The organism is Weissella sp. LMG 11983 (genome assembly GCF_025908495.1).
GTDB classification, from domain to species: domain Bacteria; phylum Bacillota; class Bacilli; order Lactobacillales; family Lactobacillaceae; genus Weissella; species Weissella fermenti.
Genome location: NZ_JAOZFD010000001.1, coordinates 177,032 through 193,801, shown reverse-complemented (window position 1 = coordinate 193,801; position 16,770 = coordinate 177,032). Strand labels below are relative to the sequence as shown.

Below are 16,770 nucleotides of genomic sequence, written 5' to 3'. Positions count from 1 at the left end.
TCATTTATCAGACCATGCTATACTTATTTTTGTATGCAATTAAACGCGTTGGGGGAGGGGAGCCTCCCCAGAATAGGAGATAATCATGAGCACGAATCACATCGTATTATTTGAGCCATTGATGCCAGCAAATACTGGAAACATTGCCCGTACCGCAACGGGAACTAACACAAAGCTTCACTTGATTGAACCTTTGGGATTCAAGTTGGACGACAAGCACGTTAAGCGCGCTGGATTGGACTACTGGGATACAGTTGATATTACAATCCACGAAAACTTGCCAGCCTTTATGGCTAGCTTGAAGGAGACGGACGAATTGTTCTTGATTTCAAAGTTCGCACCACGTGCTTATCACGAGGCTGATTACACAAACCCTGATCACGATTACTACTTCTTGTTTGGTAAGGAAACGACTGGTTTGCCAGAGCCATTTATGAAGCAACATCCTGAAAAGGCATTGCGTATCCCACAAAACGATGACCACATTCGTTCATTGAACTTGTCAAACACAGCCGCTATCGTTATCTATGAAACATTGCGCCAACAAGGGTTCCCAAACCTAGATTTGACGCACGAATACGACTACGACAAGTTGAAGTAAAAATAAATGAGTGTTTATTCACTTAAGAAGGGAGACTAATATGGCGGCGACAGCAAAAAAGCGTCCGACTACCAAGCGTAAAACAACGCCGAAAAAGTCGACGTCTGCCAAAAAGAAAAAAGCAACCCAACAGAATTGGTGGCTGGAACGAGGACCACAACTCATTGGTCTGTTTGCAACAATTCTGACAGTGATTGCCATTGCCAAGGTTGGTTTAGTTGGTAAGTTTTTGGCCAATATTATTCGCCTTGTAGTAGGTGGGTCTTACCAGTTCCTGTTACTGGTGCTTTTAATTCCGCTCCTCGTGGTTGTGGCTTATGGCCAGTGGCCAAAGCGTTTTAAGTGGCAACAATATGTTGGTTTCACCCTCTTTTATGTTGGTATCATGCTGGTTGGTTCAATCCTGCTGTTCGATAAAATGAATGTGCATGAAGCGTATGCGCAAACCATTCAAACATTAATCAACCAAGATATGAACAATAAGGCAGTCACAACCCCGGTTGGTGGTGGTTTAATTGGTGCCATGATTTATAGTGGCACATACATGGCGATGGCCGATTTTGGCTCATGGCTAGTGGCAGTCATTCTATTGATTGCTGGACCAGTGATGTTCTTCAATTTGCCAATTCGTGATGTTTTTGATAACTTCTTTAATCTGGCTGAAGGTGCGGGTGATTTGGTTCAAACGCAAGCTTCGACCGCCCATGAAAAGGTGACCGAATCAATTGAAAGTTTCCGCACACGTCAAAAGACGGCGATGCAAGAATTTTTCAATGAAGATCCATTTGCGCCAGAGGGTGACCGAGCGGCAAAGATGGCAGATATCTTACCGGAGGCATCTGCGTCGAATGAAGCGCCGATTAAGGCGAAGAAGGCTAAGACACCTACGACAGTTGTGGATGATGAACCTGAAATTGACGCAACGGCTACTGAATTTGTCATGCCAGAAATTGTAGCACCGGCGCCATTTAAGCCGGAAGCACCGGTCGATGAGGCGACATTTGCGGCAGCAGAGCCAGTGACGAATGAGTTCACACCGCTTCCTAGCGAAGATGATGCGCTAGTTGAAATGGCGTATGATCCAAGCTTTAATCCAGATGCTGTTATTCAAGCCCAAGACGCAGCGATTGAGCCGGTCGTTTATGGCGAGGATTTGCCAGATGATGAACTGTTGCCTGGTCAAGATGTGCCGTTGACGCACGCTGATATTCTTGGTCACAATGACGCGCAAACGTCACCAAAGACAACGGCACACCAATCAAATGTTGGCCACGTTGAACCGTCAACGATTTCAGAACCAACGGCCGACGTGGATGCGTCTGGCTTGGGTACCTTGATTGATGATAAGGATTACGTGTTGCCAACGACTGATTTGTTGCAACATATTGGTTCAACTGACCAGTCAGCTGAACGTGATGCGTTGAACGATAAGGCCCGTATCCTGCACGAAACGTTGAAGAGCTTTAACATTAATGCGACGGTCGAAAAGGTGGTCCTCGGACCAACAGTTACGCAATACGAAATCAAGCCAGCAGTTGGGGTGAAGGTGTCAAAGATTCAAAATCTTGCAGACGACTTGGCTTTGGCTTTGGCTGCTAAGTCATTACGTATTGAAGCACCGATTCCTGGTAAAAACGTCGTCGGAATCGAAGTCGCCAACGATCAACAAGCAACAGTTGGCTTCCGCGACATGGTGGAAGAGGCTGGCATCGATACGACGAAGCCATTGGTTGTCCCAATTGGTCGTGGTGTCACAAGTGGGGTTGTGAAACTTGATTTGACCAAGATGCCACACTTGCTGATTGCCGGTTCAACTGGTTCAGGTAAGTCGGTGGCCATTAACGGTATTTTGGCGTCAATTCTTTTGCAGGCCAAGCCATCACAAGTTCGTTTGATGTTGGTTGACCCAAAGAAGGTGGAATTGTCAGTGTATAACGACATTCCACACTTGATTACACCGGTTATCTCAGACCCTAAGAAGGCGTCACTTGGCTTGAAGAAGGTTGTCGCTGAAATGGATCGTCGTTTCAAGTTGCTGGCCGAAGAAGGGGTGCGTAACATCGATGGTTACAACCGCTTAGTCGAAAAGCGTAATGCAGCTGATTTAAGCACAGTGTTGCAAAAGATGCCATACTTGGTTGTCATTATTGACGAGTTGGCCGACTTGATGATGACGTCGGCCGTTTCTGGTGACGTTGAAAACTCAATTGTGCGTATTGCACAGTTGGGTCGCGCCGCTGGTATTCACATGATTGTTGCGACACAGCGTCCATCAGTTGATATCATCACCGGTTTGATTAAGGCGAACGTGCCATCTCGAATGGCGTTTGCCGTCTCATCTGGTGTTGATTCACGTACGATTTTGGATAGTAACGGTGCCGAAAAGCTATTGGGGCGTGGTGATATGCTATTTGCCCCAATTGGTTCAAACGGTCCACAACGTGTCCAAGGTGCCTTTTTGACTGACGAAGATGTTGAGTCATTGACGGACTTCATCAAGAATCAAGGAGAAGCCCAATATGATAAGAGCATGGAAGTGTCTGACGAAGAAGTGAACGCGATTGATAATCCTGGTTCAGAAGGTGATGAGCTAGATGAACGTTGGGATGACGTGCTTGAATTTATCTTGCGCGCTGGTGGCGCTTCAACGTCATCAATTCAACGCCACTTTGGCATGGGTTATAACCGTGCTGGTCGTATCATGGATGCGCTCACGGATCGTGGTTTGATTGGTGAGCAAAACGGGTCTAAGCCACGCGAGTTGAAGTTTACACCCGAAATGCTTGACCGCTTCCGCCGTGAAGCACTAAAATAACGCATACGATTAAATGAGATGGAGGCCGTCAGATGATTCGTTATGATTTAACAAATCCAGCAACGGACGTCGAATTGGTAGCAATGTACCGCGCTGATTTTGATGTCGATGTTGGTCGTCTATACACGTATGTGCCAGAGCTCAAGGGATTCCAATTGCACTATGACCACGACGTTGTGTTGTCACCTGCAGAGATGCGTGATGACGCTGACGTTCGTTTCTACTTGCAAGTTCATGGGCAAAACCCAACTGGACGCGCACGTATGGCAAATATTGATTTCCAACTTGTGCAACGAGATGAAATTAACTGGGCATAATGCCTAATGGAGGTCGCATTCCTTTCGGGGGATGCGACCTTTTTTATTTGAACTGTGACAGTATTTTTCTAACAAAAGAATAAAGTTAATACAATTATTCATAGGGCTTGGGTACAATGGTATTAACATGTCAGACAAATAGGGAGTAGTTTACATGATTGAATTAAAAAACCTGAACAAGCAGTTTGGTGATAAATTAGCAGTTCGGGATATGAATATGGTAATCAAGCCGGGTGAAGTTATGGGCTTGATTGGCCAAAATGGGGCGGGGAAAACAACCACGTTCCGCATGGTCTTGGATTTTATTGAGCCGACGAGTGGTGAAATCACTTGGGATGGTCACAAGATTACGTCAGCTGACAAGCAACGCATCGGCTTTTTGCCGGAAGAACGTGGCTTGTATCAAAAGTTAACGATTGAAGAACAAGTGATGTACTTTGCTGAGCTACACGGCATGAAACGTGCTGATGCGAAGGCGTCTTTGCAAGACTGGATGAAGCGTTTGGATGTCGTTGGTAAGACGACTGACAAAGTCCAAAAGCTCTCTAAGGGTAATGCGCAAAAGGTCCAGTTAATTTCGACCGTTATTTTCCACCCAGAATTTTTGATTTTGGATGAGCCGTTCACAGGGCTAGATCCGGTGAACACGGAATTGATGATGAACGAGATTAAGCACTTGAAGCAAGACGGCGCAATGATTATTTTCAGTTCGCACAATATGTCCGGAGTTGAAAAGTTATCTGACTACCTCACAATGTTGCGTCATGGCGAAACGGTTTTGAGTGGTGCAACAAATGAGATTCGTGAATCATTTGGGCGTACAGAAATCTATATTGAGTCACCAGTGTCAGATGCGGATTTGTTGGCAATTGATGGTGTGGTGTCAGTGGAGCCGCAAGGTATTGGTCGTCAGGTACTTTTGACGGACGCTGAAGTTGGTCGCCAAGTGTTTAGCACAGTGGCACAAGATGGTTATGTGCCAGTGTTTGCCCAAACGGCGCCAACCCTTGATGAGATTTTCCGTCGTGAAGTGCAAGGAGGTGGCGTAAATGACTAGTCGACAATTATTCTTAGTAGCTCGCCAAACCTACCTAACGCGTATTAAGTCATTTGGTTATTGGGCATTAGTCTTGGCACCGGTATTGATTGTGGGTGTTATCGCAGGAATCACCTTTATCATTACGGCTACGCAAAGTCACAAGACACCGGTTGTTGGGGTGGTTAATCAACCAGCACTAACGACTTATTTGAAAAAAACAGATGGTCTGGGTGCAAAGGTAAAGTCAGTGGCTTCTGAGAAACAAGCTAAGACTGACTTACGCAAAGGTAAGCTTGATGCGTACTTGAAGGAGACTGGCGAGACAAAGTTCCAATTGGTTGCGTCAGCGGACGGTGAATCAGTTTCAGAAACGAAGTTGAAAGCCAACTTGACGAGCTTTTCAATGTTGAACACAGCGGCTGAAATCAACTTGTCAGGCGCGGATTTGCAAAAGTTGATGACGCCACCGGTGTTGAAGACCACGACGCAAAGTGACAAGGGGCAATCAGCGGGTGGTGCGGTTGCCAATTCTGCCAACACGGCTTTGGCATCGGCCATTGGTATTTTGATTTTCGTGTTCTTGACGTCATACATTAGTATGATTGCGCAAGAAATTGCTAATGAGAAGTCATCGCGTATCATGGAAATCTTGTTGGCTGCGACATCGCCAGCCGTGCAATTCTTCGGTAAGTTGAGTGGTATTGCCGGTTTGGCGTTGACACACGGTTTGTTGTATGTGATTGCCGGTTTGCTAGTTAACGTCTTTGCGCCACACTACAAGTACTTGAAGATGATTAAGGAATTGTTGGCAGGCGTTGATGCTGGCTTTGCCATTATGACCTTGCTAATCGCACTGGTTGCCATCTTTATGTACATGGTGCTTACAGCGATTGTTGCAGCAATGGTAAATGACTTGAGCCAGGTGCAACAAGCGGTCGCACCAATCACATACTTGGCGATGATTGGTTATGTGCTAACGTTTACGTTGTCAGGTCAACCAAACAATACGTTCTTGAACATCTTGTCATACGTGCCATTCATTTCACAAACGCTGATGCCAGCTCGTCTCGGTTTGCAATATGCGACGATGGGGGATGCCGCGATTGCGTTGGTACTTGAGGTGATTGTGTTGGTATTCATCAGCATGTTTGGCTTGCGTGTCTACAAGCGCAATGTGTTGACTTACAACGACGGTAATATCACGAAGGCGGCTTTGGCTAGTCTGAAGGGCTTGTTCGTTAAAACAAAAGACTAAACAAAAAACGTCGATGACCGATTATGGTCATCGACGTTTTTTCGTGAGCAGATTATTGCTTCAATTGCTCTTCTTCCTTCTTACCCAAGAAACGATCCTTTTGATCATCCTTAACTTCGGGCATAACGAACAAGTCATCAAATTGCTTGCTCAATTCATCTGTACGCTTAGTTTGCAATGGCATTTAGCTTTCCCCCATCAAATATCGTTGCCAATAGTATACCACGTTTACCTGGGGGCTTGTCGTCAAAATAAATTCATTTTTTTGCCGTTAGATAGGCGTCACTTTTGTTTATGATAGAGGGGCAAAAGTGATTTCATGGGGGTAGGAAAAATGCAGATTCACGTTGCAAAAACAGGAAATAATCATCACGACGGGACAGCAGAACGTCCGTTGTTGACGATTAATCACGCTGCGCAAATTGCGCAACCAGGTGACACGGTCATCGTTCACGAGGGGGAATACCGTGAATGGGTGAATCCAAAGAATGCTGGGTTAAGCGACCGACGCCGCATTGTTTATCAAGCAGCGCCACGCGAAAAGGTGGTTATCAAGGGCTCAGAAGTGGTTACTGAGTGGGAAGAGATTGCTGGTTCGGTCTATAAGGCAATCGTGGATAACAAGGTGTTTGGCGAGTTCAATCCGTTTGACGATGAGCTAAATGGGGATTGGCTCATTTCAAATTTGAACCGCAAGACGCACACGGCGGACATTTATATTGATGGGGTTTCAATGTACGAAGCGCAATCATTGGCTGAGGTTGATGCTGGTGAAGAGCGTAATCACGTGCATGATTTTATGACCGATGAGGAAATTGCGGAACCGTATCCAGCGCGTACCAAGTACAAGTGGTTTGCGGAAGTGACAGATGACGTCACAACCATCTATGCGAATTTTCATGACATTAAGCCGTCAGAGCATTTGATTGAAATGAACGTGCGTCCATATGTGTTCTATCCAAGCCAAATTGGCCGTAATTACATCACGGTGCGTGGTTTCGAAATGGCTCAAGCGGCAACACCTTGGACGCCACCGACTGCAGAGCAACCTGGCTTGATTGGTGCGCATTGGAGCAAGGGTTGGATTATCGAGAATAATCGCATCCACGATGCTAAGACCAGTGGTATTTCGCTTGGTAAGGAACGTGCATCAGGCGATAACTACTACACGCATCGTCGCGATAAGCCAGGCTACCAATATCAATTGGAAACGGTGTTTGAAGCAATTAATAATCATGGTTGGCGCAAGGAAACAATTGGGTCACACATTGTCCGAAACAATGAGATTTATGACTGTGGTCAAAATGGTATCGTGGGCCACTTAGGTTGTGTCTTCTCAACGATTGCAGATAATCATATCTACAACATTGGCTTGAAGCGTGAATACCACGGCTGGGAAGTTGCTGGCATTAAGTTGCACGCTGCGATTGATGTGCAACTGACGCATAATCACATTCACAATACGGTTTTGGGAACGTGGTTGGATTGGCAGACGCAAGGTACGCGCATTAACCGTAACGTTTATCACCACAATAATCGTGACTTCTTCGTTGAAGTGAGCCACGGACCATTCATGGTTGATCATAATGTCTTCGGTTCTGAAAATGCGGTTGATGAATTTGCCCAAGGTGGCGCGTTCGTCAATAACCTGATTGCTGGTGCGATGAAGCGTCAAAAGGTCCTTAACCGTACGACGCCATATCACACACCACATTCAACTCAGATTGCTGGCTACGCTTGTGTGTATGGTGGGGATGACCGTTTTTATAACAACGTGTTTATTGGAACACCAAACAAGGCGTGGGAAGTGCAAGGTACGGCCCAATTCGCCGAAGCGCCAACAACGCTTGAGGCGTACATTGATGCGGTACACATGACGCGCCCAACTGATATTGAGCAATTCGAAACCGTTGAGCAACCGATGTATGTGTCACATAACGTTTATTTGAACGGTGCCCGTGCAACGACTGCGGAAAAGACAAACGTGATTGACGAAATGAACCCACACTTTGATGTGGTGAAGCAAGGTGAGGCTTATTACCTAGAATTGTCGGTACCAGAGTCAGTGACGAATTTTGTCGCGCCAACCCAGACGTCAGAAACGTTGGGCAAGGTACGCTTGGTAGATGCGGAGTTTGAACAACCAGATGGATCCGACTATGTCTTGAATGAAGATTTGGTTGGTGACAAAATCGAACGTGAATTAGCCGGACCAGTTGGTAACTTAGTCGTCGGTGAAAACCGTATTCGCATTTGGTAATAATGAGAACGTTTTCAAGTTCATAAATAATTCAAAAACGAACCGTAATATACAACTTCGGAAGCAATTATTTATTTAAAGGGGAAAGAACAGATGAAGTTCGCACAACAAGCATCACTTGCGATTGCAGGTACGGTATCAGGATTGTGGTTGATGGCCGAAGAGGGATTGGCTGCAACGACAGCAACAACAATGGCACCATCTTCAACCGAGACAGTCGAAGTGATTGCTGGATTGTTGATGACGTCACTAGCCGTAATGATTTACGTCTACAAGACAAAGTAAACCCTTAAGCCACTAGGAAGTGAGAGATTTCCTAGTGGCTTTTTTGTGCAGTTTTTAGTTGGTAGTGAGTGTCGACGCGTTGCGTCGAGGCATGGCAGTTCGGGACTATCTAGTAGCCGGCTTACATCCTTCAAAGGATGCCGGCTACACTTCCTTTACGGAGCGAGCTCCGTTACGGTCGCGGCCATTTCAAATTGGGGCAACCGAATGGCGCGGACGCCATTCAGCGGGACAAATAATTCTCCCTAATCCTTCTAATCCTGAGGGGCTTATCTGAATAGCGCCGGCCATGCGGCATGTTGCCCTGATTTGAACGCTCCGATAGTCCCGAACTGCCATGCTAGCAGCCAAGATATACTAGTCTGTTTGTGATTTACATCTACCGGAAAACAAATGGGTGAACTGTTCACCTTGAAATAACACGGTGGATGAAAATCAAACAATCAAAGTATTACTTGGCTGCTGTGACCTGCCCCGCCGAGCGTATAGACCCAAGTGGACCTTGACCCGTGGGTGTGGGTTCTTAGCGGGTTTCCCGCTTAGAGCCACGAGGAGGTAAAGGTGTACGCTGCAACGCAGTGGACTCCGCTCCCCACAGGTCATGGTCCGCTTGGGTTAGCGAACCTACAGAAGGGGCAGGTCACTCCGGCCGATAGGACGGACACAGACCACAAACTACTTAACCGAACCCAATCTCCGGGGTTAAATTAAACCGAATTTCGGCGTATAATGAAGTAAATACTATTTGAAAGGAAAAGCGAATGGCGTCAGAACATATTGAACAAAAACTTGCGCTATTACCAGATTTGCCCGGCTCATACCAAATGAAGGATGTGAATGGGAAAATCATTTATGTTGGTAAGGCCAAGAACCTAAAAAACCGTGTGCGTTCTTACTTTAAAAGTGAACACACTGGTAAGACAGCCCAGCTGGTTGAGAATATTGCGGACTTTGATTTCATTGTCACGAGTTCTGAAAAGGAATCATTGTTGCTTGAAATCACGTTGATTCAAAAGTATCAGCCGTACTATAACATTCGCTTGAAGCGTGGAACTGGCTACCCTTACATCAAGATTACCCACGAATCAGATCCAAAGCTTGAATTGGCCAACGACGTCAAAGAAGACGGTGCCCAATACTTTGGCCCCTATCCAAACGTGTACGCCGCGCAGGAAACCTTGCATTTCTTGCAAAAGGTTTATCCATTACGTCGTTGTAACGGATACCAAGGACGTCCATGTTTGTATGCCAACATGGGTCAATGCTTGGGTCCTTGCTATCGTAAGGTGCCATTCACGGAGTACTTGGATCAAATCAAGAAGATTCAACGCTTCTTGGATGGGGATACAAAGGAAGTGACGAAGGTCTTGCAAGGCAAGATGGCTGACGCGGCTGAAAAGCTTGAGTTTGAGCGTGCCGCCGATTTGCGTGATCAATTGAAGTTCATTGAGACAACTGTTGAAAAGCAAAAGATTATCTCAAAGGATGGTACGCCACGTGACTTGTTCAATTTCTATATGGACAAGGGGTGGCTATCTGTACAAGTATTCTTTATTCGCCAAGCGCGTTTGATGAAACGTGAGAAGCGCACCTTTGCCATAGTTGATTCCGCTGAAGAAGAATTGACGAGTTTTATTTTGCAGTTCTACAACCGTAAGAATGCCGTGTTGCCAAAGGAAATTTTGGTGCCGGCGGGGGTGGATAAGCAAATTATCTCTGAAGTGTTGAATGTGCCCGTGCGCACACCGCAACGTGGGGAAAAGCGTGACTTGCTTGATTTGGCGGAAAAGAATGCCAAAATCGTGTTGGATGAAAAGTTCCGTTTGATGGAGATGAATGAGTCGAAGACGAACGGGGCGATGCAAGAAATTGCGGACGCGTTAGGCCTTGACCACGTTCACCGTATTGAGGCGTTTGACCACTCACACACCCAAGGTGAAGAAATGGTTTCGGCCATGGTTGTCTTTGAAGACGGAGTGCCAAACAAGAATAAGTACCGCAAGTACAAGACCAAGACGGTTGATCACGCGGATGAACGCGCCGAAACGATGGAAGTTATTCGTCGTCGCTACACGCGCTTGCTTAAGGAACATGCTGAGATGCCAGAGTTGATTTTGATGGATGGTGGCGTTATTCAGTTGAATGCTGCCCGTGAAGTCATTGAAGATGAACTTGGTTTGGCGATTCCGGTTGCGGCGATGGTTAAGAATGACCAACACAAGACGGCTGACTTGTTGCGTGAAGAGGGTGAGCCACACGTTAATTTGGATCCAAAATCGCAAGGATTCTTCCTACTGCAACGTATTCAAGATGAAGTGCACCGCTTTGCCATCACGTTCCACCGTCAACTCCGCTCAAAGAGTTCTTTGGGATCGAAGTTGGATGAAATTGCCGGTGTGGGACCAAAGACACGTCAGAAGTTGTTGACTAAGTTTGGGTCACTTAAGAAGATTGCCAATGCGTCGATTGAAGAACTGCGCGAAGTCGGTGTTTCCGAGAAGGTAGCCAACGCTATTAAGATTTCACTGCAAGCAATTCAACACAGTGATGATTAAAGGTGGTCAAACTGAGCTAAGTACTGTAAAATGATAAGCGTCAAATTGCGCTTATATTTTAAGAGCTTTAATAAAGAAAGTGAGGTCATAAACGATGGCGTTTGTCGACCAAGTTAAAATTTTTGTAAAGGCCGGTAAGGGTGGCGATGGTGCCGTTTCTTTCCGACACGAAAAGTACATCAACATGGGTGGTCCTTTTGGAGGTGACGGTGGTCACGGTGGATCTGTTGTGATGGAAGTGGATGAAGGACTACGTACCTTGATGGATTTCCGTTACAAGCGCCACTTTAAGGCCACGCCAGGTGGTAACGGTGCCACAAAGGGAATGACTGGAAAGTCAGCCGATGATTTGATTATCAAGGTCCCACAAGGAACAACGATTACTGATGCTGAGACGGGTCGCGTTATTGGTGACTTGACTGAGCAAGGTCAACGATTGGTCGTGGCTCAAGGTGGACGTGGCGGACGTGGTAACATGCGTTTCGCTTCATCAACGAACCCTGCTCCTGAAATTGCCGAAAATGGTGAGCCAGGAGAAGAATTGGACATTGCCCTTGAATTGAAGGTTTTGGCCGATGTTGGGTTGGTTGGTTTCCCATCTGTTGGAAAGTCAACGTTGTTGTCAGTTGTAACGGCTGCTAAGCCAAAGGTTGCGGCTTACCACTTTACGACGCTGGTTCCTAACTTGGGAATGGTGCGTTTGGAAGATGGTCGTGATTTTGTTATGGCTGACTTGCCTGGATTGATTGAAGGCGCCTCACAAGGTGTCGGTTTGGGAATCCAATTCCTTCGCCACGTTGAGCGTACGCGTGTTATCATGCACATGATTGATATGTCAGGTATCGATCCAGAAGAAGATCCATACGAAAACTACGTTAAGATTAATACTGAGTTGGCCGAGTACGATCCAGCACTGTTGGAGCGTCCACAAATCATCGTGCCAACGAAGATGGATATGCCAGACGCCGAAGAGACATTGGCAGAATTCAAGAAGAAGTTAGCTGCTGATCCAGATGTCCCAGAAGATGTCGAGATTATGCCAATTTCATCATTGACGCGTCAAGGTTTGGAACCATTGATGCAACGTACAGCCGACTTGTTGGATGAGACACCTGCCTTTATTCCTAAGGGTATGGAACCTGATGAAAACGAGACTGCTTTGTACGAGTTCACCGAAGACCGTACGCCATTTGAAATCGATCGTGATGAAGATGGTACTTGGATTTTTTACGGTGATGAAATCGAACGTTTGTTCAAGCGTACGAACACGAACTACACGGAATCAATGATGCGTTTTGCACGTCAATTGCGCTTCATGGGTGTCGACGAAGCCTTGCGTGATGCAGGTGCTCGTGGTGGTGACACGGTTCAAATTTTGGACTTTGCTTTCGAATTCGAAGAGTAAAATCAAAAGTCAGATGCTTGCATCTGGCTTTTTGTGTGAAAAGGAGAAAATGATGGCCGGAAATCAAACTGAACACGTCAGCAATCCAGATCAGTATGTCACGATTGCGGCGGATGAATATACTTGGGAACAAGTCATTAAAAAGTCTCGTTTTATCGTTAATATGGCGCGTGTGACTTCTGAAGAAGAGGCGCGCGAATTTATTGACCGCATTAACAAAGAGCACAATAAAGCCACTCACAACGTTTGGTCATACATGTTGGGTGACCGTGACCAAGTGCAACGTTATTCTGATGATGGTGAACCAGCTGGTACTGCCGGAGTCCCAATGCTAGAAGTGTTGAAGAACAACGAAGTGCACGACGTCGCAGCTGTCGTGACGCGTTACTTTGGTGGTATTAAGTTGGGCGCCGGTGGTTTGGTACGTGCGTATGCGGGTACGGTTGCTGGTGGCATTGCAGAACTTGGCTTGGTGCAACGTATTCAACGTCACAAGATGTCGTTGCGCATTGATTATAAGAATTATGAGCCGCTAAAATATTGGCTCGAGCAACATGAATATGTTATTTTGGATACACAATATGATACTGGTGTGACGTTGGTCGTGCCGGTATCTGATGAAGATATGACGAGTTTCGAGACTGACGTGACTGATTTGCTATCAGGTCAAGTGACGGTTGAAGTCGGGGATGTCGATTTGTTTGAGGTGCCGTACGAAAAGCGTGTCACTGCACAAACGTCGTCACTAAAGTGAACGTTAAAGTTTGGCTAGCTTTAATGTTGACGTCGTATACTTAAAAATATGATGTTTTAAAGGATTGGTGAGAAATGTGAAGCGGGGCATAGTTGAAATTCATATATTGGTGGCACTGTTCATGCTGACAGTGTGGCTGTTTCCGACGAATTTCATGTTTTTAATATGGAATGTCTTTTTAGCGTTAATCCCGTTTGATTTATCGCTGTTAATTAAAAATCGCCAACTAAAGCGTTGGATGGTGGTTGTGCTAACGTTGGTTTGGCTAATTTTCTTTCCAAATACCATGTATATGCTGACGGACTTCAGTCATTTGTCATCGATCGGGACAGGATTGATGACCGAGACACAGTTCTTCAACTATGCGCTGTTGGCTAGTGGTGTGATGATTGGTACGCTATTGGGTGTTTCATCTGCACATATCATGGCGGTACGTTTTCTTGGTGAAGATGCCAGAATTGAGGCGGTGGCATTTTATGCCGTGTTATCACTGGTATCGGCATTTGGAATTTATCTTGGCCGATTCTTGCGTCTGAACTCATGGGATCTTGTGACTAATGGTCACTCAGTTATCCAGGAAGTCACACAAGCCTTTACCATGCACAGTTTTGTCTTTGTGATGTCATTCGGGGCTTTGCAGTTGGCATTGTTGTTGATGTACCACATTCTTAGAAAAATGAAGTAAAAAATAAGGTCGATGATACTCAATCTTGAGTAACATCGACCTTTATTTTTTAGTCGTTGACGTCATCATCGTGACGCAAGAAACGTGTATTGGTACCGAAGATAATGGCGTTAACCACAATCAAAGCGGCGCTAACCATGAAAATACCGTTGTAATCAAAGTATGTTGCAACTAGCGTACCAAGCATTGGTCCGGCAACCGCACCAAGTGATTGGAATGACTGGTTGTACGCAAAGATACGTGAGGTGATTTCACGTGGTGTTGACTTCGACAGCATCGTTTGCACGGCAGGCAACATCGTCGCATCAGAAATACCAATCATGAAACGTAGGATGACCAATTGCCATACTGCCGTCACAAAGCCGGTTGGTAGCATAAAGATGAACGCTAATGCAAAACCAATCATAATCATGCGATTTGTCCCAATTCGATCCCCGATGCGACCGAAGCGCGGTGCGGCAATCATCGTCGCAATTCCAGGCATCGCCGCAACCAAGCCGGCTAAGAAGGTTGTGCTTGATGCACCGTGGTTAAGTTCGCGGACGAACAAGGCCACAATTGGACTGATTGATTGGTTGACCATTTGAATAATCAACGTGGTGGTGAATAGGACAATGGTAAGCTTTGGAAACTTCAACATTTGGAAGACTTCCTTACGAGATGGCGAAGCGCCACGCTCGATTGGTGTGAATTCTTCCTTGACCATTGTCAGTGTTAGGGTGAAAACAAGTAGGAAAATAATACCAGTAATAACAAATGAAATACGGTAGCTAACCAATGAAGCTAGCACACCCCCGAGGAACGGTCCTAACAAGTTTCCACCGGTCACACCAGTAACCAGCAGACCCAAAGCATAGCCGGAGCGTTCCTTTGGTGTTTGCGTGGCAATCATGGCGTTTGCATTTGAAATGAAACCACCAAACAATCCTTGCAAGGCTCGCAAGAAAATCAATTGCCAAATATTCTGTGCTGCTCCCATGAGCAAGAACACAATCGCCATTCCTAATGAAGCACGGAGCAACATTAGCTTACGGCCTTTACTGTCAGCGAGCTTACCCCAAAATGGTGAGACAATGGCCGTCATCAAAAAGGTAATCGCAAAGGCGGCACCACTGTAGAACGTCAATTGGTTCTTAGTGAAGTGCCCCAACGTGTCGACGTAAAGGGAGAGGAATGGCATGACTTCACTGAAGCCAATTCCGGTCATGAAAACCCCAAACCAAAGGACGTACAAATTACGTTGCCAGGTAGGGAGACCAGAAAGTCGTCGCTGAATCATGATGACCTCCTCAATCGCTATTTATTTTTTACAAGTAACTATTGTACGCTCATTTTTCGGAATAATCACGCAGTTTGCTGGCCGTTAAACTGTTAACCGAACGTAAAATCATATTAAAACTATTTTATTCGTATCTAGGGCTTGCAATCTGTCATAAGTCGTGTAGTATATTCAACAATAACTTTTTCAAAAAAGACATTTTTGTCCTTGCAGATTTAATTGCTGGAAAATGGCCAGCGAGTTTCTACCGCCTACCTAAAGTGGCGACAATCCGCAAATGACTAACAAGAGAAAACCCTCTTCGTAAGCATTTGTGGATCACTGTATCCAGAAATGCTTTTTTGTTACACAAAATTCGGAGGTTCTCATGTCACACTTTTCAGCCACAAATAAGTTCGTTCCTATGGGATTGACGTTTGATGACGTTCAATTGGTAAACAACACCACTAACGGTTTATCACAAAGCGATATTTCTTTGGCAACGACGCTAACACCAACTTTGCACCTCAACATCCCCATGTTGTCAGCGGCAATGGATACGGTAACTGAAGCCCGTTTGGCAACACAATTGGCTTTGCTTGGTGGTATGGGTGTCGTTCACAAGAACATGTTGATTGCTGACCAAGCAGCTGAAGTTGCTAAGGTCAAGGCAGCCGAAATCGATGCAGCCCGTTACCCACAAGCAGCGGTTGATTATAATGGTCGCTTGTTAGTGGCTGGTGCGGTTGGTGTGACGTCAGACACAGTGACGCGTGTTGGTGCCTTGGTCGACGCTGGTGTCGATGCAATCGTGCTTGATTCTGCTCACGGTCACTCAGAAGGTGTGTTGCGTAAGGTTAGCGAAGTGCGTGCTGCATTCCCAGAATTGAACATCATCGCTGGAAATATCGCAACTAAGGCTGGCGCCGCTGCCTTGTACGATGCGGGTGCCGACGTCGTTAAGGTTGGTATTGGACCTGGTTCAATTTGCACGACGCGTGTTGTGGCTGGTGTAGGTGTCCCACAAATTTCTGCTATTGCTGACGCCGCTGAAGTGGCCAAGCGATATGGCAAGGCAATCATCGCTGACGGTGGTATTAAGGATGCTGGTGATGTTGTGAAGGCTTTGGCGTCTGGTGGTAACGCGGTAATGCTTGGTTCAATGCTTGCCGGTACCTTGGAAGCGCCTGGGGAAGTCTTTACTGATGAACAAACAGGTCACCAATACAAGTCATACCGAGGCATGGGTTCAATTGCTGCGATGGAAAACGGTTCAAAGGATCGTTACTTCCAAGGTGAAGTTAATGAAGCCAACAAGATGGTGCCAGAGGGTATCGAAGCACGTACAGTTTACAAGGGTGCGTTGACGGATGTATTGAACAACGTGCTGGTTGGCGTTCGACGTGGCATGGTAAATGCTGGTGCAACAACGATTGATGAAATGGTCAACCAAGGACACTTGGCTAATATGAAGGAAGCGGTTGATTACACGCGCTTGCCACAAGTACCACGCATCGTTGTCGCACAAGCCTAGGGGGAGA

General features: G+C 46.1%; 14 protein-coding genes and 1 riboswitch. Of the genes, 12 read left to right on the top strand and 2 right to left on the bottom strand.

Annotated features, from left to right (window positions below):
- The first annotated feature begins 85 nt into the window (after positions 1-85).
- The 5 genes from OIT45_RS01110 (at position 86) to OIT45_RS01090 (ending at position 6,027) form a co-directional block, all read left to right on the top strand.
- Positions 86-601, top strand: a complete 516-nt coding sequence (locus OIT45_RS01110; protein ID WP_003610726.1) for a tRNA (cytidine(34)-2'-O)-methyltransferase — start codon at positions 86-88, stop codon at positions 599-601.
- 40 nt (positions 602-641) lie between these two features.
- Positions 642-3,416, top strand: a complete 2,775-nt coding sequence (locus tag OIT45_RS01105; RefSeq protein ID WP_264339772.1) for a DNA translocase FtsK — start codon at positions 642-644, stop codon at positions 3,414-3,416.
- Positions 3,417-3,448: 32 nt separating this feature from the next.
- Positions 3,449-3,733 (top strand): hypothetical protein, encoded by a 285-nt coding sequence (locus tag OIT45_RS01100; RefSeq protein ID WP_056972908.1) that lies wholly within the window; start codon positions 3,449-3,451, stop codon positions 3,731-3,733.
- A 154-nt stretch (positions 3,734-3,887) separates the two neighbouring features.
- Positions 3,888-4,790, top strand: a complete 903-nt coding sequence (locus OIT45_RS01095; RefSeq protein WP_199404154.1) for an ABC transporter ATP-binding protein — start codon at positions 3,888-3,890, stop codon at positions 4,788-4,790.
- Positions 4,783-6,027, top strand: a complete 1,245-nt coding sequence (locus OIT45_RS01090; RefSeq protein WP_135797584.1) for an ABC transporter permease — start codon at positions 4,783-4,785, stop codon at positions 6,025-6,027. The genes OIT45_RS01095 and OIT45_RS01090 overlap by 8 nt, the downstream gene beginning before the upstream one ends.
- A gap of 52 nt (positions 6,028-6,079) precedes the next feature.
- Here OIT45_RS01090 and OIT45_RS01085 read toward each other — a convergent pair whose 3' ends face one another.
- Entirely contained in the window at positions 6,080-6,211 is a 132-nt protein-coding gene (locus OIT45_RS01085; protein ID WP_264330235.1) for a hypothetical protein, read from the bottom strand.
- 150 nt (positions 6,212-6,361) lie between these two features.
- Here OIT45_RS01085 and OIT45_RS01080 point away from each other — a divergent pair, with 150 nt between their 5' ends.
- The 6 genes from OIT45_RS01080 to OIT45_RS01055 all read left to right on the top strand — a co-directional run bounded on the left by OIT45_RS01080 (position 6,362) and on the right by OIT45_RS01055 (position 13,971).
- A complete protein-coding gene (locus tag OIT45_RS01080; RefSeq protein ID WP_199404153.1) occupies positions 6,362-8,287 on the top strand; it encodes a right-handed parallel beta-helix repeat-containing protein in 1,926 nt (641 codons plus the stop codon).
- A gap of 93 nt (positions 8,288-8,380) precedes the next feature.
- The gene (locus OIT45_RS01075) at positions 8,381-8,572 is read left to right on the top strand and encodes a hypothetical protein (RefSeq protein WP_003610714.1); all 192 of its coding nucleotides are present in this window, start codon (positions 8,381-8,383) and stop codon (positions 8,570-8,572) included.
- Positions 8,573-9,333: 761 nt separating this feature from the next.
- A complete protein-coding gene (gene uvrC, locus OIT45_RS01070; protein ID WP_199404152.1) occupies positions 9,334-11,127 on the top strand; it encodes an excinuclease ABC subunit UvrC in 1,794 nt (597 codons plus the stop codon).
- A 94-nt stretch (positions 11,128-11,221) separates the two neighbouring features.
- Entirely contained in the window at positions 11,222-12,532 is a 1,311-nt protein-coding gene (obgE, locus tag OIT45_RS01065) for a GTPase ObgE (RefSeq protein WP_264339771.1), read from the top strand.
- Positions 12,533-12,584: 52 nt separating this feature from the next.
- The gene (locus OIT45_RS01060) at positions 12,585-13,286 is read left to right on the top strand and encodes a YigZ family protein (protein ID WP_199404150.1); all 702 of its coding nucleotides are present in this window, start codon (positions 12,585-12,587) and stop codon (positions 13,284-13,286) included.
- A gap of 154 nt (positions 13,287-13,440) precedes the next feature.
- Positions 13,441-13,971, top strand: coding sequence for a DUF1361 domain-containing protein (locus OIT45_RS01055; RefSeq protein ID WP_242458262.1), 531 nt, complete (start codon positions 13,441-13,443; stop codon positions 13,969-13,971).
- Between the two features lie 49 nt (positions 13,972-14,020).
- Here the strand turns inward: OIT45_RS01055 and OIT45_RS01050 are convergent, their stop codons facing one another.
- Positions 14,021-15,250 carry a multidrug efflux MFS transporter gene (locus OIT45_RS01050; protein WP_199404149.1) on the bottom strand — a complete coding sequence of 410 codons (1,230 nt, stop codon included), beginning with the start codon at positions 15,248-15,250 and terminating at the stop codon, positions 14,021-14,023.
- 191 nt (positions 15,251-15,441) lie between these two features.
- Positions 15,442-15,540: riboswitch (purine riboswitch) on the top strand.
- Between the two features lie 77 nt (positions 15,541-15,617).
- Between OIT45_RS01050 and guaB the strand changes: the two genes are divergently transcribed.
- On the top strand, positions 15,618-16,763 hold the full coding sequence (gene guaB / locus OIT45_RS01045; protein WP_199404148.1) for an IMP dehydrogenase: 1,146 nt from the start codon (positions 15,618-15,620) through the stop codon (positions 16,761-16,763).
- The last annotated feature ends 7 nt before the right edge of the window (positions 16,764-16,770 follow it).